Raw genomic sequence first — 18,916 nt, forward strand, 5'->3', positions numbered from 1 at the left:
AGTTCTTGACACTGTCAACATAGGAGTCCTCATGTCTTCCGCGCTGATCATCGACGGCCACCCCGACGCCCGCTCCCTCACCGCCGAGCTCGCCCGGCGCTATGCCGCAGCGCACGGAGATGCGCGCATCCTCGCGCTGCGCGATCTCGAGTTCGATCCGTCACTGCGCTTCGGCTACCGCCAGCGCATGGAACTCGAGCCCGACCTGCTCGACGCCAAGCGCGCCCTCGCCGAGGCCGCCACGGTCGTGGTGTTCACGCCGCTCTGGTGGGGTTCGGTGCCCGCGATGCTCAAGGGCTTCTTCGATCGGGCGCTGCTGCCGCAGCAGGAGTACCGCTACTCGAAGCTCGGGCTCGTCGAGGGACTGCTGCCCGCGCGCAACGGTCGGCTGTTCCTGCTCGGCGACACCCCGTGGTTCCTCACGCCCTTCACGGGTCTGCCTGCGCAGACGCACGTCGCCCGCGGGACGCTGCGGTTCTGCGGCGTCCGCTCAGTGCGCACCACCCGGATGCTGGGCGTCAAGGATGCGAGCCCCGAGCGCATCGCCTCATGGCTGAGCCGCGCCGAGGCGCTGGGCCGCCGAGACGGCGTCCGCGACAGATCGCCGCGCAACCCGTCCGGGCCCGCGGAGCGTCGGGAGCCTCAGGCCATGGCGGCCGAAGCCGCCTCATCCTCGGTCGTCGCGACGAGCTGACCGCAGGCTCCGTCGATCTCCTTGCCGCGGGTGTCACGGAGGGTCGTCGGGATGCCGGCGTCATTGAGTCGGCGCACGAACTCGTTCTGGGCCTCACGTGTCGACGAGGTCCAGATCGAGCCGGGGGTCGGGTTCAGCGGGATCGGGTTCACGTGCACCCACCCGCGGCCGCGCTCGTTGAGCTTGTCGGCGAGCAGGTCGGCGCGCCACGCGTGGTCGTTCATGTCCTTGATCAAGGCGTACTCGATCGAGACGCGGCGACCCGTCTTCTCGTAGTAGTAGCGGGCGGCGTCGAGTGCCTCGTCGACCTTCCAGCGCGAGTTGACCGGAATCAGCTCGTCGCGCAGGTGGTCGTCGGGTGCATGAAGCGAGAGCGCGAAGGTGACGGGAATCCCCTCGTCGGCGAGCTTCTTGATCGCCGGCACGAGACCGACCGTCGACACCGTGATGCCGCGAGCACTCATGCCGAGACCATCGGGCTGAGGTGCGACCATCGAGCGCACGGCATCCATCACGCGCTTGTAGTTGGCGAGCGGCTCACCCATGCCCATGAAGACGATGTTCGAGACGCGCTCCATCGAGTGGTCGTCGGACTTCTTGCCGCCCAGACCGCCCTCGGCGATCAGCCGGTTGGCGCGCACGATCTGCTCGATGATCTCAGCGGTCGACATGTTGCGCGTGAGACCCGCCTGGCCGGTGGCGCAGAAGGGGCAGTTCATGCCGCATCCGGCCTGCGACGACACGCACAGCGTGATGCGGCCGGGGTAGCGCATGAGCACCGACTCGACCAGGGCGCCGTCGTGCAGACGCCACAGGAACTTGATCGTGTCCCCGCGGTCGGTCTCGAGGCGACGCACCTCGGTGAGCAGCGGCGGCAGCATGCCCGCGACGAGCTGCTCGCGGGTGTCGGCGGGCAGGTCGGTCATCTCGGCGGCGTCCGACGTGTAGTGCCGGAAGTAGTGGGTCGAGAGCTGCTTCGCGCGGAATCCGGGCAGGCCGAGCTCCTTGACCTTCTCGACGCGCTCCGCGGGCGTGAGGTCGGCGAGGTGCACCGGCGGCTTGCCGCGCTTGGGGCTCGCGAACTGCAGCAGCGGACGCCCCTCGGCATCCTTCTGCTGGGTCCAACCCTCGGTCGCAGGGCGAACCTGCGCAGTGCCGGTGGAACGGACGGCCCCCGAACGGGACGACGCGGGTGCCGTGGCGGGGCGCGTCTCGCGCGTGCGGGGAGTCTCGGTCATATCTCCAGGGTACGCGGTGCCGGGTGGGAAGGCCCTGGGGCGGCGGCACGCGCATCCCTAGACTGAGCGAATGGACATCATCATCGCTGTCGGCGCGGTCATCGCAGCTGTCGTCGTGGGCGTGGTGATCGTCGGCGCCGCACTGCGGTCGATGCGCCCCCAGGCCCCCGAGCCCCCCGTGTTCACCCCGTCGCCGACGATGGCTCGCTCGGTGGCCTCCACGTCGACGTCGACCGCTTCGGCGTCTCAGCTGACTCCCGCGGCGATCGCCGAGATCGACCGGCTCGTCGCAGCCGGGCACAAGATCAACGCCATCAAGCTCTACCGGCAGCACACCGGCGTTCGTCTGCAGGAGGCCAAGGATCGGATCGACCACTGGTCGGTCAGCACCACGGCTCCGCATCTCGCGGCCGTGTCGAACGCCTCGGCGGTGCACTCGTCGATCACCGCGACGCCGTCGTCGGTGCGTGGAGCGCTCGGCGCGCCTGTCGCCTCGGAGGTCGATCGACTCGTGTCCGCCGACCAGAAGATCCAGGCGATCAAGCTCGTGAGGGAGCACACGGGGCTGGGCCTCAGGGAATCGAAGGACGTCGTCGAGGCCTGGCCGCGCCCACGCCAGTTGTAGTTACAGGTTGCTGTCGGAGAGAATGGGTGGGATCCCCCACTGAAGGAGCTCCGATGCCCGACCGTCTCGCCCGCGCCCGCGCCACCGGCGTCCTCGCCGTGCTCCGCGCGCCCTCGCCTGAGCTCGCCCTCGAGGCATCAGAGGCCATCATCCGCGGCGGTGTGACCGGCATCGAGGTCACCTTCTCGACCCCTGATGCCCCCGCGGTGATCCGTGAGCTGATCGCCCGCCACGGCGACGCCGCGTACATCGGCGCCGGCACCGTCACCAGCGTCGAGCAGGCCGCACTCGCAGCCGACGCCGGCGCGGAATTCCTCGTCAGCCCCGGCACTCTTCCCGCACTCACACGCGCGATGCTCGACACCGGCCGCGTCGTGATGACCGGCGCCATGACCCCGACCGAGGTCATGGGCGCGCTCGAACTGGGCGTCGACGTGGTCAAGATCTTCCCCGCCTCGCTCGGCGGCCCCTCGTATCTCGGCGCGCTGCGCGGGCCCTTCCCCGATGCCCCGCTGATGCCGACCGGCGGAGTCAGCCCCGACAACCTCGCCGAGTGGTTCCGGGCCGGAGCGGTCGCTGTCGGTGCCGGCGGCGACCTCGCCAACGGCGCATCGCTCGCGGCATCCGACTGGGCCGACATCGAGCAGCGCTCGGCTCGCTTCGCTGCAGCACTCGCCGCGACCCGCGGCTGAATCACACGATGATCCGGTGATCGAACTCGCACCCCTCGCGTGGGCGGCGCTCGGCCTCGCCGCCGTCACGATCGGCATCTCGAAGACCGCGCTGCCCGGCGGCAGCATCCTGGCGATCGCCCTGTTCGCGACCGTGCTGCCCGCGCGCACGTCGACCGCGGCGATGCTCCTGCTGCTCATCGTCGGCGACGTGTTCGCGCTGATCACCTACCGCCGCCACGCGCACTGGCCGACCCTGCTGCGCCTTGCTCCGGCAGTGATCGCCGGCCTCGTCGCCGGGTTCGCGTTCCTCGCGCTCGCGGGCGACGGGATAGTCCGGCGCGCGATCGGCGTGATCCTGCTCGCGATGATCGCGGTGACACTGTGGCGGCGATGGAGGGGGAACAGGGCGGATGCCGTGGCACCGGCACCGGGCGGCCTCGTGCTCTCGGGCGTCTACGGCACGCTGGGCGGCTTCACGACCATGGTTGCGAACGCCGGCGGACCGGTCATGTCGATGTACTTCCTCGCGACGCGCACACCCGTGCAGGTGTTCCTCGGCACCTCGGCCTGGTTCTTCGCGATCATCAACCTCGTGAAGATCCCGTTCCTCGCGGGCCTCGGCCTGTTCGAGGGGCACGTGCTGCTGATGGATGCCGTGCTCGCGCCGCTCGTCGTGATCGGCGCCCTCGTCGGCATCCGCCTCGCGAAGCGGATGAACCAGGTGCTGTTCGACCGCATCGTGATCGTGCTGACGATCGCCGGGGCCGTCTACCTGCTGTTCTGACCGTCTGCCCGCTCAGTCGAGGAAGATGTCGGGGAACAGCCGGTCATCGGGCGTTCCCGGCACGGCGGCGTACTTCGAGAAGTCGGTCACTCCGTCGGCCTCGAGCACGTCCTCGACGATGAGCGTCTGGCCCGTGTACTCCGCCGCAGGCTTGAGCAGCACCGCATAGGCGGCGTCGGCGTAGATGTCGGGCGTCCGGCTCGCGGCCATGACCTTGTCACCGCCGAGCAGGTTCTGCACCGCGGCGGTCGCGATCGTCGTGCGCGGCCACAGAGTGTTCGCAGCGATGCCGTCGCGAGCGAATTCCGCTGCGAGGCCGAGGGTCACCATCGTCATGCCGAACTTCGCGAGCGTGTATCCGGTGTGCGCCCCGAGCCACTTCGGCGTGGGGTTCAGAGGCGGAGACAGCGACAGGATGTGCGGGTTCTCGGCATCCTTGAGGATCGGCACGGCCGCGCGCGAGAGCATGAAGGTTCCGCGCACGTTCACGTCCTGCATGAGGTCGTACTTCTTCGCGCCGAGGTCGAGCGAGCGCGACAGGTCGATGACGCTGGCGTTGTTGATGACGATGTCGATGCCGCCGAACTCGCCCTGCGTCTTCATCACGGCCTCTGTGATGTCGTCGTCGTCGCGCACGTCGCCGACGATCGGTAGCGCCTGGCCGCCGGCGGCCCTGATCTGCTCCGCCGCCGAGTGCACGGTGCCTTCGAGCTTCGGATGCGGGGTGTCAGTCTTCGCCAGCATCGCGATGTTCGCGCCGTCTGCCGCGGCGCGCAGCGCGATCGCGAGGCCGATGCCGCGGCTTCCGCCGGACATGAGGATGGTCTTGCCTGCCAGTGACATGGATGCTCCTTGAAGCGTGGGGCTTGGGTCTACTTCGGGGCCATGCGGATGGCGCCGTCGAGGCGGATCGTCTCTCCGTTGAGGTAGCCGTTCTCGACGATCTGCTGCACGAGGGCGGCGTATTCGTCGGGGCGTCCGAGGCGAGAGGGGAACGGCACCTGCTGGCCGAGCGAGTCCTGCGCCGCCTGGGGCAGACCCATCAGCATCGGTGTCTCCATGATGCCCGGGGCGATGGTGCAGACGCGGATGCCGTAGCGAGCGAGCTCGCGCGCCACCGGAAGGGTCATCGCGTGCACGCCGCCCTTCGAGGCGGAGTATGCCGGCTGACCGATCTGACCGTCGAAGGCCGCCACGCTGGCGGTGTTCACGATGACGCCGCGGTCACCGCCGTCGGTCGGGTCGTTCTTCGCGATCACGGCAGACGCCTGCGAGAGCACGTTGAAGGTGCCCACGAGGTTGATGCGCACGATGCGCTCGAAGTCGGCGAGCACCGCGGGGTTGCCCTCGCGGTCGAGCACCTTGGCCGGCGGGGCGATACCCGCGCAGTTGACCACGATGCGCAGCGGCGCTGCCGCCTGCGCGGCGGCGACGGCCGCGACGGCATCCTCAGCGCTCGTGACATCGCCGCCCGCGAAGACCCCGCCGAGCTCTTCGGCGATCGCGGCTCCGGCCGACGACGGCAGGTCGAGAATCGTGACGACGGCGCCTGCGGCAGCGAGCGTCCGTGCGGTGGCGAGGCCCAGACCGGACGCACCGCCGGTGATGAGAGCACTCGAGCCCTGGATCTGCATGCGGTTCTCCTTCGAAACGTGTGCGACTCAGTGTCAGTTTAGCTGATTCTGAGTGTCAGACGACACGTCGAGAGTGCGACTCTCCTCGACAGTGCCGTTCCCGAGCCTACGCCGCGCACGCCGAAGGGGCGGAGCCGTGACGGCCCCGCCCCTTCGGAACGACGTGCGAGATCAGACCTCGATCTGCGCGGCGATGCCCTTCAGCTTGTGACGAGCGAGCGCGAGGTTCGCCGACGCGCGGTTGAGCACGAGGTAGATGAAGAGACCGCTTGCACCCGTCGCGTTGAGCACGTTGATCAGGTGATACTGCGAGCTCAGGGTGATGAGGATGTCGTCGATCTCGTCGGTGACCCCGAGGTCTCGCATGGTGGCGAGCTTGGCACGCACGACGTTCGAGTTGCCGGCCGCGGCGATCCCCAAGTCGAATGAGGGATTGCCGCCCTGGGCGAGTGCCATTCCGCTGCCGTAGTCGACGATCGCGGCGCCGGTGGCGCCCTCGATGGCCAGCAGCTGCTGCAGGGCGTCGTCAAGTGAACTCATGTTGTACTGCTCCTCATTGGTGATGCGTGTGCTCTGGACGCTGTCATCGGGCGCGGAGACCTGTGCGTCGCCGCTCCAGATCCACTCGACGAACTGGTCGAGATCCCGCTCGCCCGGCTCCTGCGACGAGATCGCCGGAGCCTTCGGCAGCTCGACCGCGTCAGCGTGAGCAGCGTCGGCACCGGGCGCCGTGGGTGAAGAGGCGTCGGCATCACTGCCGTGACGCCGCCACCACTGCGACCGAGACGAAACGCGCACGAAGACCTCTGGTGTGTCGAGTGGGATGATGGTGCGGCCGCCGACGGCGACCGGGACTGAGACTAACCTCGTCCGGCCCGCCAGAACCGGAAAAATACATGCATTCCGATATACGTTCGAACACGAGGTGAGCGACCCATGAGCATCCCTTCGGCAACGACCGATATCCCGCCCACCGTGCGGTCGCTGGCCGCGGGCGCCGCGCTGACGCCGGTGTGGCTGAACGGCATCGGCGGGCTCACCTTCCGCACCGACGACGGTCGCTACATCAAATGGGGGCCGCACGACGCCGAGGCGAACATGCGCGACGAGGCGGAGCGGATGCGGTGGGCACGACGCTGGCTCACTGTTCCCGAGGTGATCGATCAGGGCTCGGACGATGCGCACGAATGGCTCGTCACCGTCGCTCTGCCCGGTCACAGCGCCGTGGACGAGCGGTGGGCCGATGACCCCCGCACCTCGGTGCGCGCCGTCGGCGCCGCCCTGCGGACGATGCACGACTCGCTGCCGGTCGCCGAGTGCCCCTGGATGTGGGACCCCGCGTGGCGGATCGCGAACGCCGAAGAACGCGGGGTCACCGTGCCCGCCGAGCTGCTCGACCCCCCGCCCGTCGACACACTCGTGGTGTGCCACGGCGACGCGTGCATGCCGAACACGCTGCTCGACGACGCCGGTCGACCGCTCGCACATGTCGACCTCGCCGCACTCGGCGTCGCCGACCGCTGGGCCGACATCGCCGTGGCCTCGATGAGCACCCGGTGGAACTTCGGCCCAGGGTGGGAGGACGTGCTCATCGAGGCCTACGGCGTCGCCCCCGATCGGGAGCGGCTCGGGTACTACCGCCGACTCTGGAACGAGACCTGAGCCTCAGCCCTTCGACGCAGCGGCGTCCTGAGCGGCACCGCCGTCGGCGTCCTCGTGCAGAACCACCCGGATCTCGGCGATCCGGCGGCGGTCGACGGCGGTGACGCGGATCGTCGCCCCCGGCACCTCGACCGAGTCGCCGACCACCGCGAGGCGTCCGAGCATCTCGGTCACGAACCCGGCGACCGTGTCCGACGCACCTCGGGGCAGGGCGATGCCGGTGATCTCGGCGAAGTCCTGCAGGTTGAGACGTCCGTCGAGTGCGCCGCCGGCATCCGTCATCCGGTCTTCCGTGTCGTACTCGTCGAAGATCTCGCCGACGACCTCCTCGACGAGGTCCTCGAGGGTCACGATGCCGTCGGTTCCGCCGTACTCGTCGACGACCACCGCGATCTGGTGCCCCGCGGCCCGCATGCGGGTCAGAGTCGGCAGCACCCCGGCCGTCGACGGCACGTACTCGACGGGACGCATGAGTCCGAACACCTGACGTGACGCGTCGTCGGCGGCCGCCTCGAAGAGATCGCGCACGTGCACGAAGCCCACGATGTCGTCGAGGGAGGCGTCGACCACGGGGTAGCGCGAGAACGGCAGCTCCCTGACCTGCGCGATGGCCTCTGTCAGAGTCGCCGTGCCGTCGAGGGCGACGACCTCGGGGCGAGGACGCATGACCTCGCTCACCTGGCGGCCCCGCAGTGACAGCACGTCGTCGAGGATTCGGCGCTCCTCGTCAGGGAGGCTCTGGTGGGTCGCGACGATGTCGCGCAGCTCCTCCTCGCTGAGCTCGTCCGCCGCCTTGTTCGGATCGCCGCCGAGCAGACGCACGACCGCGTTGGTCGACGCCGAGAGCAGCCAGATGACCGGCCGCATGACGGTGGCGAAGCCGTCGAGCACCGGCGCGACGGCATACGCGAACTGTGCGTTGCGCTGAATCGCGAGGCGCTTGGGCACGAGTTCGCCGAGCACGAGCGAGAGGTACGCGATCACCAGCGTCAGCAGCACCGTCGCCAGCGTCAGGGCCAGCGGGGCCGCGACTCCGAGGTTCTCGAGCAGTGGGGCGACAGAAGGGGCGATCGATGTCGCTCCATACGCCGCTGATGCGAAGCCGGCGACCGTCACGCCGATCTGCACGGCGGAGAGGAAGGTGTTGGGATTGCGGGCGAGGCCCGCGACCTTCTCGCCGCGCTTGCCACGAGCCGCGATGGCATTGATCTGGCTCTCGCGCAGGGTGACGAGCGCCATCTCAGTCGCGGCGAAAACGCCACCGACGAGGACGAACACGAACACCAGGGCGATGTTCACCGCGAGGTCGCCCATCAGCGGGTCACCTCACGAGGTGCGGGGGTGCCCGAGGTCATTCGGGCGCCGGGTCTGTCGGGGTCTGCGGACGCGTCGGAGCGGCGCGACTGGTTCACGAGTGTTCCTTCTGGGTGTCGGTGGTGAGGGATGCAGAGGTCGAGGAGGTGTCGTCGAGCGCGTCGCGCCTGTCGTCGCGCCGCGTCTTCAGGAGGCTGGCGATGGTGGCGACCGCGATGGTCGCGCCGATGAAGACCAGTGAGAACCAGATCGGGATCTCGGGAGCCCACAGCATCGGCTCGCCGCCGTTGATGAACGGCAGCTCGTTGACGTGCATCGCGTGCAGCACGAGCTTGACGCCGATGAAGGCGAGGATCACCGCGAGGCCCTGAGCCAGGTACACGAGGCGCTGCAGCAGACCGCCGATGAGGAAGTACAGCTGGCGCAGACCCATCAGCGCGAAGGCGTTGGCCGTGAAGACGATGTAGGCCTCTTCGGTCAGACCGTAGATCGCGGGGATCGAGTCGACCGCGAAGATCAGGTCGACGAAGCCGATCGCGATGATCACCAGGAACATCGGAGTGAAGAAGCGCTTGCCGTCCCGCTGCACGGTCAGGCGGTCGCCGTTGTACTCGTCGCTCACCGGCAGGATGCGGCGCACGAAGCGCATGAATCGGCCGTTGGCCGGGTTGTGGTCGCCCTGCGCGAATGCCTGGCGGTATGCGAGGAACAGGAGCAGGGCGCCGAAGAGGTAGAAGATCCAGGAGAAGTTCTCGATCAGCGTGGCGCCGAGGGCGATGAACCCACCGCGCATGATCAGCGCTATCACGATGCCGATCATCAGCACCTTCTGCTGATAGATGCGCGGCACGGCGAAGCCGGTCATCACGATCAGGAAGACGAAGAGGTTGTCGATCGACAGCGCCTTCTCGGTGAGGTACCCGGCGAAGTACTCGCCGCCGTAGGTCCATCCGGACACGGTGCCGATGCCGACGCCGAACAGCAGCGCGAGGCCGATGTAGAACGCTGACCAGCGGGCGGACTCGCCAATGGTCGGCTCATGCGGCTTTCGCACGTGGGCGAAGAACTCGTACACGAAGAAGGCGATCGTGACGGCGATCGTGATGATCCACACGAGGGGCGTGATGTTCAAGAGGGTCTCCAGAAGACGTAGGCGTGACGATGTCGACGCCAAGGTCTTCTCCATCCTCGAGAACGAGGACCGGGGACCCGGGATGCAGGGACATCCGTAATGACGAGCCGCCCGTGGTGGAGTACTCCCCTTGGGTTCACTCGATGCTAGCGAATACATCGGCATTCCACCTTTGAGGAAGCTGAGTGGATGCTGCGCGTCGGTCGCGTTCCGTCGCCTCAGGCGGTCGGCCCGAGGATGAAGTTCCAGGCGCCGGTGAGCACGGCCGCGCCGATCGCCATCACCGGGATCACCGCCGCCACGGCGACGAGCACCGAGTCTCGTCGATCCCACCTCGACTTCCGCGCCCACGAGCGTCGACCGGTGCCGCCGAAGCCGCGGGCCTCCATCGCGGTGGCCAGCGAGGATCCGCGACGGATCGCCAGCACGAACAGTGCGAAGGCCATGCCGAACGCTCGGCGCACCCGCCCCTCGTCGGCCACGCCACGAGCCCTCCGCGCGAGCGCCAGTGCGCGCCAGTCATCGACGAGCAGCCCCAGCATGCGCATCCCGGCGAGCGCTCCGACGACGAACCGAGCAGGCAGCTTCACCCGCTGCGCAAGGTCGTCGGCGAGATCGGTGGGGTCGACCGTGATGAACAGCACCACGGCCGGCAGTCCGATCGCGAGGACCCGCACGGCGGTCGCGGCGGCGAGGGTGAGCGACCCGTCACTGATGCGCATGACCAGCCATTCGAAGTGCACCGTGCCGCTGGTCGCGCCGTAGAGCGCGATCGTGACCGCGCTCAGCGGCGCGGCGATCCACAGCACGGCGGTGCGGGTCCAGAACTCCCTGGCGCGCAGGCCCGCGAGGAGGAGCAGCGGGATCTCGAGCAGCAGGGCGACGGATGCCGAGACGACGTCGATCGTCAACACGAGCGGCAGGGCGATGAGCAGCGCGGCTGCGAGCTTGGCGAGCGCGGAACGCGGAGCGATCGGCCCCGGACGATCGACGCGGGCGGTCAGCGGATCGATCACGATGCGCTCACCTCGATGCGGCGGGCGTGCAGGGCCTCGAGCACGGCCTCGTCGTGACTGATCGCGACGATCCCCGTGCCCTCGTCGCGCAGGCGTGCGATCAGGCCGACGAGCTCGGCCCAGGTCGTCGCGTCCTGACCGAAGGTGGGTTCGTCGAGCACCAGCATCCGGGGACGTGTGGCGAGGGCCGCCGCGACCGTGAGCCGCCGCTTCTCCCCTCCCGACAGCGTGTAGGGATTCGCGCCGGAAAGAGATGTGAGCCGAAGCCGTTCGAGCAGATCGTCGACGCGGACGGCGATCTCGGCTTCGGGCAGCTTGAGTGCTCTCGGGCCGACCGACAGCTCCTCTCGCACCGTCTTGGCGAGCAGCTGGTGCTCGGGAGTCTGCATGACCGACGCGATGCGCGTGAGCAGGGCGCGCGACGACCAGCGGAACGGGTCGGGTTTCTCGCCGGCGGCGAGAGAGGGCAGGGCAGACACTCGTCCGCTCTCGGCCGGGATGAGCCCCGCGAGCGTGAGGCCGAGGGTCGACTTACCGGCCCCGTTCGCCCCTGTCACGCCGAGCACTTCGCCCGCGCGCACCTCGACATCGAACGGACCGGCGACCGCGAGCCCGCGCCGCCGCGCGACCGTGAGTCCGCGCGCCTCGAGCAGCGTCTCTCCCGGCGTGTGCGCCGGGGCGGGCGGAACGGCGGGCGGGTGGCCGGGAACCCACACACCGGATGCCGCGAGCTCGGCCCCTCGCGCGCCGAGCACCTGCTCAGGACTCCCGTCCGCCAGGACAAGCGTGCCCTCCGGGTCCGCGCCGAGCACGATCACGCGGGTGACGAGCGGCAGCCAGACGTCGATGCGGTGTTCGATCACCACGAGGGTGGCGCCGGTGGCGTCCAGGGCCGCGGCGACGGCATCCCGCACGTCCCGCACCCCCTCGGGGTCGAGGTTCGCCGTCGGCTCGTCGAGCAGGATGGCGCCCGGTCGCATCGCCAGCACGCCGGCGAGGGCGAGACGCTGCTTCTGACCCCCGGACAGCGCAGCCGTCGACCGATCGAGCGCGACGTCCAGCTCGACGGCATCCAGCGCCGCCCGCACGCGCTGCCAGATCTCGTCGCGCGGGACCCCGAGGTTCTCGCAGCCGAAGGCGACGTCGTCGCCGACCCTGGCGAGGATCGTCTGGGTGTCGGGGTCCTGCAGCACCATGCCGACTCGACCGCGCGCCTCGGTGGGCGGCACGCCGTCGACGAGCAGCCGTCCATGCGTCTCGCCCTCGTCAGCGCCGCCGAGCACCCCTCCGAATCCCTGCAGCAGAGTGGACTTGCCGGAACCCGAGGCGCCCAGCAGCAGCACCCGTTCGCCGGGTTCGATGCGCAGAGCGACGTCCCGCACCGCCCAGCGCAGTCGCGTCGCGTACCGCCACCCCCAGCCGCGCGCTTCGAGGGTGGCGGGCGTCGTGGGCGAACTCACACCCGTGCGGTGACCTCGCGGCCGGCGGCGAACCGGCTGAGGGCGCCCGTGGCTGCGAGTCCCCGGGCGATCAACCACGCTCCGAGCCCGGCGATGATCGCACCCGAGATGGTCGTCGAGACGATGTACACGCTGGTGAAGAGCGTGTCGGCCCCGGCGTACCAGAGGATGCGGTCGTTGATGCCGCACGCGAGCCCCGCTCCGGCACCCGCCAGCATCGCGACAGGCAGACGCCAGACGCCGTAGAGGAAGACGAGGAAGATCAGCTCGGCGCCGAGACCCTGCACGAGGCCCGAGACGATCGTGAGCGGACCCCACGCGTTGCCGACGAGGGCCGAGATGATCGCGGCTACCAGTTCGGTGTAGAGCGCGGCACCCGGTTTGCGGATGATCAGCGCTCCGAGCACGCCCGCGATGAGCCAGGGGCCTGCGAGCAGACCCTGCACGCCGGGGAGCAACGGTGTCAGGATGCTGCTCGGCACCTCGTAGCCGACGTTCCAGAGCAGGAAGATCAGTGCGCACGCGACGGCGATGACACTGGCGACGACGATGTCGACGACCCGCCAGCGCCAGAGCTCAGGGCGACCGAGGCCCTTCGAGGCGCGCGAGACGGATGCGGATTCCGTGGTGGATCCGGACGTGGATGTACTCATCAGTGACTCCTCCCTGCGCTGGCATTACCCAGATCAGGTTCGACGGTCGAAGCGCGATTCGCTCCCTCTCAGCCCGGCTCGCCGGACTCCCGTGGTTGTTCTGACGATCTTACCCAGTGCCGACACTCGCGTCTGCTCCTGTTGCAGCGACACGGAACTCTGCGCGAGTTCGGTACCGTGAGGAGGTGACCGCTCCTGACTCCGCCGAGGCCACCGCCTCCGCCGTTCCTGCGGGCGACGCGTCGACGCCCGATGCGTCAGCGCTCGATGCATCAGCGCCTGCCGCTGCGGTGCCTGATGCGTCAGTCGCCGCGGCCGCCGGTGAGCCGGCTCCCGATACTCTCGAGACCGCTCCCGACGCGCAGTGGGCAGAGGGCACCGGCGGAGGGACGCCGCTGACATGGGTCGACGCGGTGGAAGTCGCTCGGCACCCGGCGACCGAGGCGCTCGATGACGCACCTGCCGCAGCGCGCGGCGACGCCCTTCTGACCGGAGCGCACCTGCGCCCGGCGATCGCCCGCCCCGGCGTGCTCGTCCCGCTCGGCGTGCTCGTCGGCCTGCTCGGCACCTACGTGGGGTCGGCCATGCTGTGGCCCTTGCACGAGGTGCCGCCGACCGTGCAGGCGGCGGAGCTCGGCACGACCGCCGCGCCCGCAGCCGCGATCACCTGGCCCGCTCAGGGAAGTGCGGCCGTGGGAATCGGCGGTATCGGCACGACCTCGTCGTCGCTCGATGCGGCGGCGATCGCGAGCGTCACCAAGGTCGTCTCGAGTCTGATGGTGCTCGATCGGATGCCCCTCGCCGAGGGCGAGCAGGGCCCCGAGTTCTCGTTCACCCGGGCCGACAATCTGGCGTACTGGGACTACCGCCGCTCCGACCAGTCGGCACTCGACGTGCCGGTGGGCGGCACGCTCACGGAGTTCCAGCTCCTGCAGGGAACGCTGCTCGGTTCGGCGAACAACTACATCGATCGTCTCTCCCAGGAGATCTGGGGCGCCCCGTCGGCGTTCACCGCTGCGGCGGAAGTGTGGCTGCGCGACCGCGGCCTCGACGACATCACGATCGTGACCCCGTCAGGGTTCGACGACCGCAACAGGGCCACGCCCGAGTCGCTCGTCGCGCTGGCCGAGCTGGCGATGCAGAACCCGGTGTTCGCCGGAATCGTCGGCACCCCGTCCGTCGATCTTCCGGGCGCAGGCACTGTGGTGAACACGAACGGAATGCTGGTGGATCCTGGCGTGGTCGGCGTCAAGACGGGAACCCTGGGTGACAGTTGGAACCTGTTGACCGCGAAGGTCATCACCCTGGACGACACGACCGTGCACCTCTATGCGTCCGTGCTCGGACAGGCCGACGATGAGCAGCGCCTCGCCGAGACCCGTTCGCTGTTCTCTCAGGTGGAGACGGCGCTCGAGCAGCAGGCTCCCGCTGTCGCGGCCGGCACCGTCGTCGGCACCGTCACGACACCGTGGGGCGCGACCACCGACATCGTCACCGATGCCGACGCCGACATCGTGTTGTGGAACGGCGCGACGGCCGAGGCCTCGACAGATTTCGCCCTCGGGAACAATCGCGAATCGGGCGATGCGGTCGGCACGATGACGAGCACCGGGCCATTGAACACGGTGACGACCTCGCTGTCGCTCGCGGACGACGTCGATGCCCCGAGCCCGTGGTGGCGCCTGACCCACCCGCTCGAACTCCTCGGCATCACCGCAGCTCAGCGCTGACGCTGACGCCGACGCCGACGCCGACGCCGACGCCGACGCCGACGCCGACGCCGACGCCGACGCCGACGCCGACGCCGACGCCGACGCTGACGCTGACGCTGACGCTGACGACCGCAGAATGCCCCACCTCCGAACGAACGGAGGCGGGGCATTCTGCTGTCGTGTCTCGTGCGGATCGCGACGCGCGGATCAGGCCCTGTGTCCCCCGTCGTCCGAACGCTCGACGACCGACTGGGCGGCCGCAGCCTCAGCGGTGGGAATCTGCGCCCCCACCGAGACCCCGAGCTGTGCCGCCGCGCCCGCGTCTTCGGCGTCGCCGCTCACGACGACAGGAGTCGAGCCCGTGAGCGCGTCCTCTGCGTCGATGTCGGTCGCCGCCTGCTCGAACTGCGACTGGTAGAGGCGCCAGTACGCCCCCTGAGCCGTGATGAGCTCGTCGTGCGTGCCCTTCTCGACGATGTCACCGTGCTCCATCACGAGGATGAGGTCGGCGTCGCGGATCGTCGACAGACGGTGAGCGATCACGAACGAGGTGCGTCCCTGTCGCAGCGCCGCCATCGCGTGCTGCAGCAGCACCTCGGTGCGGGTGTCGACCGCCGACGTCGCCTCGTCGAGGATCAGGATCGACGGCTGAGCGACGAACGCTCGCGCGATCGTGATCAGCTGACGTTCGCCCGCGGAGACGTTGGACGCGTCCTCATCGAGCACCGTGTCGTAGCCCTCGGGGAGGGAGCGCACGAAGCGATCGACGTACGTCGCCTTCGCCGCCTCGAGAACCTCTTCGTCGGTCGCCGTCGAGCGTCCGTACCGGATGTTCTCTCGGATGCTGCCGGCGAACAGCCACGGGTCCTGCAGCACCATGCCGGTGCGTGAACGCAGCTGCTCGCGCGTGACCTCGGAGATGTCCTGACCGTCGAGCAGGATCCGCCCGCCGTTCAGTTCGTAGAACCGCATGATGAGGTTGACCAGCGTCGTCTTGCCCGCGCCGGTCGGACCGACGATCGCGACCGTCTGGCCGGGCTCGACCCGGAACGAGAGATCGGTGATGAGCGGCCGCTCGGGAGTGTACGAGAACGCGACGTTCTCGAATTCCACGACGCCCTTGCCATCGGCGAGCTTCGGAGCATCAGCGGCATCGGCCTCCTGCTCTTCGGTGTCGAGCAGTTCGAACACCCGCTCAGCGGATGCCGTTCCGGACTGCACGACCGCGGCCATGCCACCGAGCTCCGACAGCGGCTGCGTGAACTGCTGGGAGTACTGGATGAACGCCTGCACGTCGCCGAGGCGCAGCTGTCCACTCGCGACCATGAGACCGCCGAGCACAGCGATTCCCACATAGGTGAGGCTGCCGACGAAGGTCATCGCCGGCATGATGATGCCGGAGAGGAACTGCGCCTTGAAGCTCGCTTGGAACAGCTCCTCGTTCTCGTCCTTGAACTTCTCGAGCGCATCCTGCTCACGACCGAAGACCTTGACCAGCGCGTGGCCGGAGAAAGCCTCTTCGACGCGGGCGTTCAGACGGCCGACCTTGCGCCACTGCGTGCCGAAGGCCTTCTGCGACCGAGGACCGATGACACCGAAGATCACGCCCATGAGGGGCAGCGCGACCAGCGCGACGAGAGCCAGCTGCCACGAGATCGAGAACATCAGCACCAGCACGCCGACGACCGTGAGCACGGCAGTGATCGCACCGGACAGCGATTGCTGCATCGTCTGCGTGATGTTGTCGATGTCGTTGGTCACGCGCGAGATCAGGTCGCCGCGCTGCACCTTGTCGAAATACGACAGGGGCAGGCGGTTGATCTTCGCCTCGACCTCTTCGCGCAGGCGCCACATGGTGCGGACCATGATGACGTTGATCACATAGCCCTGGAGCCAGCTGAGGAAGGCGGCGGTGACGTAGATCGCCAGCACGGCGATGATGATCCACCTCAGCGCGTCGAAGTCGACGCCGTCACCGACTCGGAAGCTGCCGAGGGCTTCGACCTGGTTGGCGAAGTCGTCCTGCCCGCCCTGGCGGAGCGCGGCGACGACGTCGTCCTGCGAGGTGCCAGCGGGGAACCCGGGGAAGTCACCGTTCGCCTGCGCGAGCTGCACCGAGATGAAGCCCTTGTAGATGAGGTTCGTGGCCTCGCCGAGCACCTTCGGCGCGGCGACCGTCAGCACGACGCCGACGGCGCCGGCGATCGACACGAGGATGAACCACACGGCCGACGGCTTGAGCAACCCGATCATCCGGCTGAAGCTCTTGCCGAAGTTGTCGGCCTTGCCCGGTGCGACGCTGTCCCAGCCGCCGCCGTCCTGACGCGCCTTCTCGGCGAGTTCGGCTTCGTACTTCTCTTCTTCGGTCAGTTCGGGCTCGACCGTGGTGGTCGCGGCCGTGGCTTTGGCCTTGGAGGCGCGACCGCGGCGGGTCTGCGGAGCGTTCTGCTCGCTCATGCGTCCACCCCCAGCTGCGATTCGACGATCTCTCGGTAGGTGGTGCTCGTCTCGAGGAGCTCCTCGTGCGTGCCGACGCCGACCATGGTGCCCCCTTCGAGCACGACGATGCGATTCGCATCGGTGATGGATGAGACGCGCTGCGCGACCACGATCTTCGTCACGTGCGGCAGCTCACGCCACAGGGCCTGCCTCAATCGGGCGTCGGTGGTGAGGTCGAGAGCCGAGAACGAGTCGTCGAACACCAGGATCTGCGGCTGACGGACGATCGCGCGGGCGATCGCCAGACGCTGACGCTGACCACCCGAGACGTTCGTGCCGCCCTGGGTGATGCGCGATTCGAGGCCCTGCGGCATCTCCTCGACGAAGTCGCGGCCCTGAGCGATCTCGAGGGCGTGCCAGAGCTCTTCGTCGGTCGCGTCCTCTCTGCCGTAGCGGAGATTCGATGCCACCGTGCCGGTGAAGAGGAACGGACGCTGCGGAACCAGACCGATCGTCGCCCACAGCGACTCGACGTCCGCTTCGCGGACATCGGCACCGCCGACGAAGACCGCTCCGCCCGAGACGTCGAAGAGTCGCGGGATCAACGACACGAGTGTCGTCTTGCCCGCACCGGTCGAACCCACGATCGCGACCGTCTCGCCGGGCTCTGCCGCGAAGCTGATGCCCTTGAGCACGGGAGAATCGGCCCCGGGGTAGGTGAACTCGACATCGTCGAAGGCGACCGAGCCGGGGGTCGGGAAGTCGGTGACACCGTTCGCCGGGCGCTGCATGCTCGACTGCGTCTCGAGGACCTCGCCGATGCGCTCGGCGGAGACCGCGGCGCGCGGGATCATGATCGCCATGAAGCTGGCCATGATCACACCGCCCATGATCTGACCGATGTACTGCATGAAGGCGAAGATCGTGCCGACCTGCACCGTGCCGCTGTTGACCTCGATGCCGCCGAACCACACGACCGCCACGATCGTGACGTTGAGGATGAGCATGAACAGCGGGAACAGCAGGACGAACAGCGAGCCGACCTTGCGGCCGACCACCATGATGTCGGTGTTGGCGCCGCGGAAACGCTCTTCTTCGATGCTTTCCCGGACGAAGGCACGCACCACGCGCACACCGGTGAGCTGCTCGCGCAGCACGCGGTTCACGGTGTCGAGCTTGCCCTGGTAGCTGCGGAACAGCGGGACCATCCGGCTGACGACGAGCCCGGCGACGATCAGCAGCAGCGGCACGGAGACCGCGATGAGCCAGCTCAGACCGATGTTCGTCTGCACGGCGAAGATGATGCCGCCGATCGCGAGCAGCGGCGCGGTGACGAGCATGGTGGCGCCCATCATCGCGAGCATCTGCACCTGCTGCACGTCGTTCGTATTGCGGGTGATGAGGGAGCCGGCGCCGAACTGCGACACCTCCCGCTCGGAGAACCCGCTGACCTTGGCGAAGACGTCGGCACGGATGTCCCGCCCCGCACCCATCGACGCGCGGGCCGCGAAGTAGGTCGCGATGACCGAGGCGATGATCTGCCCGAGCGAGACGGCGAGCATGAAGAGGCCGGTGCGCCAGATGTAGGCGGTGTCGGACTGGGCGACGCCCTTGTTGATGATGTCTTCGTTGAGGCGCGGGAGATAGAGGGTGGCGAGCGCGCTGGCGAATTGGAAGACCAGGACGGCCACGAGCAGCCACTTATAGCGGGCGAGATAACGGAGGAGGATTTTTCCCAGCACAGGCGGACTTTCTAGGAAGGATGAATCGGCGGATCTCCCGACGGGCGGACGCAGGCCGACGATCACGCACTTGCAAGAGTGGCACGAACTCCGGACATTCGTATCCCCCTGCAGGCGGACCTTCGCTCACAGCGAAC

The 18,916-nt window shown here is 68.6% G+C and carries 18 protein-coding genes and 1 riboswitch; of the genes, 6 read left to right on the plus strand and 12 right to left on the minus strand.

The genetic code is table 11. The annotated features are described in order from the left end of the window. Positions 1 to 31 precede the first annotated feature (31 nt). On the plus strand, positions 32 to 694 hold the full coding sequence (locus tag ACZ0AA_RS11790; RefSeq protein ID WP_463512999.1) for an NAD(P)H-dependent oxidoreductase: 663 nt from the start codon (positions 32 to 34) through the stop codon (positions 692 to 694). Here ACZ0AA_RS11790 and rlmN read toward each other — a convergent pair. Next, positions 643 to 1,932, minus strand: coding sequence for a dual-specificity RNA methyltransferase RlmN (rlmN, locus tag ACZ0AA_RS11795; protein ID WP_400864247.1), 1,290 nt, complete (start codon positions 1,930 to 1,932; stop codon positions 643 to 645). The genes ACZ0AA_RS11790 and rlmN overlap by 52 nt on opposite strands. Positions 1,933 to 2,002: 70 nt before the next feature. On the opposite strand from rlmN, the gene ACZ0AA_RS11800 reads away from it, so the two are divergent. The 3 genes from ACZ0AA_RS11800 to ACZ0AA_RS11810 are packed head-to-tail and all read left to right on the plus strand — an operon-like array spanning position 2,003 to position 4,015. Continuing rightward, the gene (locus tag ACZ0AA_RS11800; RefSeq protein ID WP_463513000.1) at positions 2,003 to 2,557 is read left to right on the plus strand and encodes a ribosomal protein L7/L12; all 555 of its coding nucleotides are present in this window, start codon (positions 2,003 to 2,005) and stop codon (positions 2,555 to 2,557) included. Positions 2,558 to 2,610: 53 nt separating this feature from the next. Next, positions 2,611 to 3,249, plus strand: a complete 639-nt coding sequence (locus ACZ0AA_RS11805; protein ID WP_463513001.1) for a bifunctional 4-hydroxy-2-oxoglutarate aldolase/2-dehydro-3-deoxy-phosphogluconate aldolase — start codon at positions 2,611 to 2,613, stop codon at positions 3,247 to 3,249. A gap of 16 nt (positions 3,250 to 3,265) precedes the next feature. Beyond that, positions 3,266 to 4,015: a sulfite exporter TauE/SafE family protein gene (locus tag ACZ0AA_RS11810; RefSeq protein ID WP_463513002.1), complete on the plus strand. Its 750-nt coding sequence runs from the start codon at positions 3,266 to 3,268 to the stop codon at positions 4,013 to 4,015. A 12-nt stretch (positions 4,016 to 4,027) separates the two neighbouring features. On the opposite strand, the gene ACZ0AA_RS11815 is transcribed toward ACZ0AA_RS11810, so the two are convergent. The 3 genes from ACZ0AA_RS11815 to ACZ0AA_RS11825 form a co-directional block, all read right to left on the minus strand. Then, positions 4,028 to 4,858: an SDR family oxidoreductase gene (locus ACZ0AA_RS11815; RefSeq protein WP_290161686.1), complete on the minus strand. Its 831-nt coding sequence runs from the start codon at positions 4,856 to 4,858 to the stop codon at positions 4,028 to 4,030. A 29-nt stretch (positions 4,859 to 4,887) separates the two neighbouring features. Continuing rightward, positions 4,888 to 5,649 carry an SDR family NAD(P)-dependent oxidoreductase gene (locus tag ACZ0AA_RS11820; RefSeq protein ID WP_463513003.1) on the minus strand — a complete coding sequence of 254 codons (762 nt, stop codon included), beginning with the start codon at positions 5,647 to 5,649 and terminating at the stop codon, positions 4,888 to 4,890. A 171-nt stretch (positions 5,650 to 5,820) separates the two neighbouring features. Beyond that, positions 5,821 to 6,447 (minus strand): hypothetical protein, encoded by a 627-nt coding sequence (locus tag ACZ0AA_RS11825; protein WP_400864234.1) that lies wholly within the window; start codon positions 6,445 to 6,447, stop codon positions 5,821 to 5,823. Positions 6,448 to 6,585: 138 nt separating this feature from the next. Here ACZ0AA_RS11825 and ACZ0AA_RS11830 point away from each other — a divergent pair, with 138 nt between their 5' ends. After that, complete coding sequence (locus ACZ0AA_RS11830) at positions 6,586 to 7,311, plus strand: phosphotransferase (RefSeq protein WP_463513004.1); 726 nt, start codon at positions 6,586 to 6,588, stop codon at positions 7,309 to 7,311. Positions 7,312 to 7,314: 3 nt separating this feature from the next. On the opposite strand, the gene ACZ0AA_RS11835 is transcribed toward ACZ0AA_RS11830, so the two are convergent. The 5 genes from ACZ0AA_RS11835 to ACZ0AA_RS11855 all read right to left on the minus strand — a co-directional run bounded on the left by ACZ0AA_RS11835 (position 7,315) and on the right by ACZ0AA_RS11855 (position 12,886). Beyond that, on the minus strand, positions 7,315 to 8,625 hold the full coding sequence (locus tag ACZ0AA_RS11835; protein ID WP_463513005.1) for a hemolysin family protein: 1,311 nt from the start codon (positions 8,623 to 8,625) through the stop codon (positions 7,315 to 7,317). 94 nt (positions 8,626 to 8,719) lie between these two features. Beyond that, positions 8,720 to 9,757: a TerC family protein gene (locus tag ACZ0AA_RS11840; RefSeq protein WP_463513006.1), complete on the minus strand. Its 1,038-nt coding sequence runs from the start codon at positions 9,755 to 9,757 to the stop codon at positions 8,720 to 8,722. A gap of 218 nt (positions 9,758 to 9,975) precedes the next feature. Continuing rightward, the gene (locus ACZ0AA_RS11845) at positions 9,976 to 10,773 is read right to left on the minus strand and encodes an energy-coupling factor transporter transmembrane component T family protein (protein ID WP_463513007.1); all 798 of its coding nucleotides are present in this window, start codon (positions 10,771 to 10,773) and stop codon (positions 9,976 to 9,978) included. Next, the gene (locus ACZ0AA_RS11850; RefSeq protein ID WP_463513008.1) at positions 10,770 to 12,233 is read right to left on the minus strand and encodes an ABC transporter ATP-binding protein; all 1,464 of its coding nucleotides are present in this window, start codon (positions 12,231 to 12,233) and stop codon (positions 10,770 to 10,772) included. The genes ACZ0AA_RS11845 and ACZ0AA_RS11850 overlap by 4 nt, the downstream gene beginning before the upstream one ends. Then, positions 12,230 to 12,886, minus strand: a complete 657-nt coding sequence (locus tag ACZ0AA_RS11855; RefSeq protein WP_463513009.1) for an ECF transporter S component — start codon at positions 12,884 to 12,886, stop codon at positions 12,230 to 12,232. The genes ACZ0AA_RS11850 and ACZ0AA_RS11855 overlap by 4 nt, the downstream gene beginning before the upstream one ends. After that, a riboswitch (TPP riboswitch) is annotated at positions 12,880 to 12,989 on the minus strand. It overlaps the preceding gene by 7 nt. A gap of 82 nt (positions 12,990 to 13,071) precedes the next feature. Between ACZ0AA_RS11855 and ACZ0AA_RS11860 the strand changes: the two genes are divergently transcribed. Beyond that, the gene (locus ACZ0AA_RS11860; protein ID WP_463513010.1) at positions 13,072 to 14,616 is read left to right on the plus strand and encodes a D-alanyl-D-alanine carboxypeptidase family protein; all 1,545 of its coding nucleotides are present in this window, start codon (positions 13,072 to 13,074) and stop codon (positions 14,614 to 14,616) included. On the opposite strand, the gene ACZ0AA_RS11865 is transcribed toward ACZ0AA_RS11860, so the two are convergent. The 3 genes from ACZ0AA_RS11865 to ACZ0AA_RS11875 form a co-directional block, all read right to left on the minus strand. Then, positions 14,597 to 14,743 carry a hypothetical protein gene (locus ACZ0AA_RS11865; protein WP_463513011.1) on the minus strand — a complete coding sequence of 49 codons (147 nt, stop codon included), beginning with the start codon at positions 14,741 to 14,743 and terminating at the stop codon, positions 14,597 to 14,599. The two genes, ACZ0AA_RS11860 and ACZ0AA_RS11865, sit on opposite strands and share 20 nt — an antisense overlap. A 62-nt stretch (positions 14,744 to 14,805) precedes the next feature. After that, on the minus strand, positions 14,806 to 17,055 hold the full coding sequence (locus ACZ0AA_RS11870; protein WP_463513012.1) for an ABC transporter ATP-binding protein: 2,250 nt from the start codon (positions 17,053 to 17,055) through the stop codon (positions 14,806 to 14,808). Beyond that, positions 17,052 to 18,779, minus strand: a complete 1,728-nt coding sequence (locus ACZ0AA_RS11875; protein ID WP_463513013.1) for an ABC transporter ATP-binding protein — start codon at positions 18,777 to 18,779, stop codon at positions 17,052 to 17,054. The genes ACZ0AA_RS11870 and ACZ0AA_RS11875 overlap by 4 nt, the downstream gene beginning before the upstream one ends. Positions 18,780 to 18,916: the final 137 nt, after the last annotated feature.

This window comes from Microbacterium sp. AC035, assembly GCF_979258485.1.

Bases quoted from the DNA above. Each gene is read 5' to 3' on its own strand.
- ACZ0AA_RS11790 (WP_463512999.1), top strand. From the start codon at position 32: ATGTCTTCCGCGCTGATCATCGACGGCCACCCCGACGCCCGCTCCCTC.
- rlmN (WP_400864247.1), bottom strand. From the start codon at position 1,932: ATGACCGAGACTCCCCGCACGCGCGAGACGCGCCCCGCCACGGCACCC.
- ACZ0AA_RS11800 (WP_463513000.1), top strand. From the start codon at position 2,003: ATGGACATCATCATCGCTGTCGGCGCGGTCATCGCAGCTGTCGTCGTG.
- ACZ0AA_RS11805 (WP_463513001.1), top strand. From the start codon at position 2,611: ATGCCCGACCGTCTCGCCCGCGCCCGCGCCACCGGCGTCCTCGCCGTG.
- ACZ0AA_RS11815 (WP_290161686.1), bottom strand. From the start codon at position 4,858: ATGTCACTGGCAGGCAAGACCATCCTCATGTCCGGCGGAAGCCGCGGC.
- ACZ0AA_RS11820 (WP_463513003.1), bottom strand. From the start codon at position 5,649: ATGCAGATCCAGGGCTCGAGTGCTCTCATCACCGGCGGTGCGTCCGGT.
- ACZ0AA_RS11830 (WP_463513004.1), top strand. From the start codon at position 6,586: ATGAGCATCCCTTCGGCAACGACCGATATCCCGCCCACCGTGCGGTCG.
- ACZ0AA_RS11835 (WP_463513005.1), bottom strand. From the start codon at position 8,625: ATGGGCGACCTCGCGGTGAACATCGCCCTGGTGTTCGTGTTCGTCCTC.
- ACZ0AA_RS11855 (WP_463513009.1), bottom strand. From the start codon at position 12,886: ATGAGTACATCCACGTCCGGATCCACCACGGAATCCGCATCCGTCTCG.
- ACZ0AA_RS11870 (WP_463513012.1), bottom strand. From the start codon at position 17,055: ATGAGCGAGCAGAACGCTCCGCAGACCCGCCGCGGTCGCGCCTCCAAG.